Raw genomic sequence first — 3,003 nt, 5'->3', positions numbered from 1 at the left:
ACTACTTGGCGCATGCGGAAATATGGACGACGACAAAGATATGAAGAAATCCGATGACAACAAGATGGAAAGTAAAATGGATAAAAAAGACAACATGAAAGATTCAAAATCTAACAAAATGATGAAAGAGGGCATGTTTAAAGGCGAAAATAAACAAATGGTCGAAGGTAAGGCGATGATTAAAGATAATAAGCTCATGCTCACTGATTTCAAATCTTCAAAAGGTCCAGACTTACACGTATATTTAACGAAAAATGGCGATGTGAAAAATGGTATGAAAATCGACAAAGTAATGTATGACAAGAAAGAACAGACTTTCGATCTTAAAGATGTCGATATGAAAGACTATGATAGCGTGACGATTTATTGCGATAAAGCACATGTTGTCTTCGGTAATGCGATGTTGAAATAAAAAATGAGAAACTGCTCCCCAAAAGCAGTTAAATATTTAGAAACTGAACTTTGACCTCAGTAAGCGGTAGATATGAGATAGGATGTGATGACATTACAATCAGTTCTATCTCATTTTTTAATAACAGGAAGGACGTGGGTATTAATGTTGAAATTATTATGGAAAGTGGTTGTCTTACTCATACGATTAGGCTCTGGTATAGTAATTCTGAAACAAGGGTTTGAGAAATTAACTGGAGGATTTGCGGTAGATGGACTCGTGCCAGTTATCCAGTCGAATCAAGATTCACCCGGCTGGTATAAATTCTTCTTTAGTCATGTTGTGGCGCACCAATTGGACTTATTCCACTGGATGATTCCACTCGGCGAAATTGCGATAGGCCTCGGGTTGATTTTAGGCATTTTATCATATTCTGCAAGTTTCTTTGGTGTATTCGTCATGTTAAATTATCTTCTCGCAGATATGATATTTACGTACCCATTACAGCTATTTTTCTTTATAATATTGTTAATGAATAAAGAGACGTTACAGACGTTGAGTTTGTCACACTTCTTTAAGAAATCACAGCTAAGGACTGATAAGGATGGAACATATACTAATCGTGGATGATGAAGAGGCGATTCGCGACATATGTAAGACGTACTTTGAATTTGAAGGTTATCAGGTGACAACGGCCGCAAATGGTCAAGAGGCCATTGCGTTATTGACCAATGATGTTAATTTGCTCATCCTCGATATTATGATGCCGGAGAAAGACGGCTATGCAGTTGTTCAAGAAATGAAAGCGATGCAGCTCGATATTCCATATATTTACCTCACCGTCAAGACGACGGAATCTGAGACGATTTATGGTCTCATGTTAGGTGCTGATGATTATATTAAAAAGCCATTTAGCCCTCGTGAACTTGTGATTCGCGCTAAAAATCTTTTATCGCGTGTGAAGAAATCGTCACGTACTCAAGAAACGTTGACGTTGGGTTCGCTGATATTGAATAATATGACGAAAACTGCAACGGTCGAAGGTGAAATTATTAATTTTCGCGTTAAAGAATTTGAATTGCTTTGGTACTTCGCAACACATGTGGATGAGGCGCTATCAAAGACAGACTTACTCGAACAAGTCTGGGGCTATGAATATTATGAAGATATGAATACCCTCAATGTCCATATTCACAGAATTCGTGAGAAATTAGACGCACATCATTATGCAGATTACGAAATTAGTACAGTTTGGGGACTTGGTTACAAGTTCCAGAGGAGGGGTTAGATGACGATACGTAAACAGTTATTCATATCTTTTATTAGTTCCATCGTCATTTCTACACTTTTCCTTCTCGTTCTTTATAAAATGATGTGGTTCGATGTTCATCAAACGCTTGTATTAACAGCATTCTCACTTATATCTAGTTTGATCACTGTAATGATAGCGATGACTTTCCTTGTACCTACGATTCATCGATTGGAAAAGTTGAATCTACAAACTCAGAAAGTATCTGAAGGGCATTTTAATATAGAAAAAATTGATATTCACACACCACGGGAATTGAGTGAACTTAACGATTCCTTTCATTATATGGTAGAACGTGTGCAAGATCAGATGGTACAAATTCAAGAGGAGCAAACGGAAAAGGTACACATGATTCAAAATTTAGCTCATGATTTGAAGACGCCTCTGGCCAGTATCAAATCCTATTCCGAAGCATTGAAGGACAGTGTGATTCGAGGAGAAGAAGCGGAAAAACACGCACATCAGGTGTTGATTATGCAGAGTGAACGCTTAAGCCAAATGTTTGATGACTTAACTGCTGTGATGACGTTAAGTGATGCTTCAAGGCCTCAATCAGCTATACAGATGGATCAGCTCCTCCTTCCTATCTTTGATACCTATCAACAACGTATTGAACAAGAACATCGCCATTTAGATTTAAGAATGCCTAAGCAGATACCTCGTTTCAAGCAAGACAAGGTCGCTTTGGAACGAATTATTTCAAATTTGATAGACAACGCCCTGAAATTCTCACATTCAGGTACGCCCATTATTGTAGAAATTGAGGAAGAAGGTACACGTCAAATTTCTATTTCTGTCATTGACCAAGGTATAGGCATAGCGAAAGAAGACATCCCACATATCTTTGACCGTACTTATCGTGTAGAACAATCTCGAAATCTCCAAACGGGTGGTTCTGGTCTCGGCCTTTATATTGCGCAATCTTTGGCTGAACAGATTGGCGCAAGTATAGAGGTTGAAAGCGAGCTTGGAAAAGGGACGAAGATGACGGTGAGGTTTTCAATTATAGAAGAAACTAAATAAATTGCTGAGTTACGATAGTTGAATTATCGTAGCTCTTTTTTGTTTTGTAAAATAACTGCCGGTTTCTTTGTTGAAATATTTCTTTCAACACACAATTCAGTATCGCGAATTAGAAAAGTGACCCATTCAAACTAAGGTCGAAATAAATTTTTTAAATTTTTTTCGTAAGAGTAAAAACAAATGTATGAATAGTTGACTGTTATCAAGGTTCGTCTAAAAAAGTTGCTTTGTTATATATTACAAAGCCGTATTGTATTCAATTAAGTAATGTCTACATATC

The 3,003-nt window shown here is 37.2% G+C and carries 4 protein-coding genes; all 4 read left to right on the top strand.

Annotated elements, in window-relative coordinates; translation table 11 throughout:
- Nucleotides 1-412 (top strand): DM13 domain-containing protein (locus CD126_RS06145; RefSeq protein ID WP_103370197.1); only part of this gene is annotated, 412 nt, incomplete at its 5' end.
- Nucleotides 413-559: 147 nt separating this feature from the next.
- Entirely contained in the window at nucleotides 560-1,021 is a 462-nt protein-coding gene (locus CD126_RS06140) for a DoxX family membrane protein (protein WP_411912621.1), read from the top strand.
- On the top strand, nucleotides 996-1,679 hold the full coding sequence (locus CD126_RS06135; protein ID WP_103370196.1) for a response regulator transcription factor: 684 nt from the start codon (nucleotides 996-998) through the stop codon (nucleotides 1,677-1,679). The genes CD126_RS06140 and CD126_RS06135 overlap by 26 nt, the downstream gene beginning before the upstream one ends.
- Complete coding sequence (locus CD126_RS06130) at nucleotides 1,680-2,723, top strand: sensor histidine kinase (protein WP_103370195.1); 1,044 nt, start codon at nucleotides 1,680-1,682, stop codon at nucleotides 2,721-2,723. It abuts the gene before it with no gap.
- Nucleotides 2,724-3,003: the final 280 nt, after the last annotated feature.

Origin of the sequence: Staphylococcus pettenkoferi (genome assembly GCF_002902685.1) — a bacterium.
Taxonomy (GTDB): Bacteria; Bacillota; Bacilli; order Staphylococcales; family Staphylococcaceae; genus Staphylococcus; species Staphylococcus pettenkoferi.
This window is presented reverse-complemented; position numbering and strand designations above follow the sequence as displayed.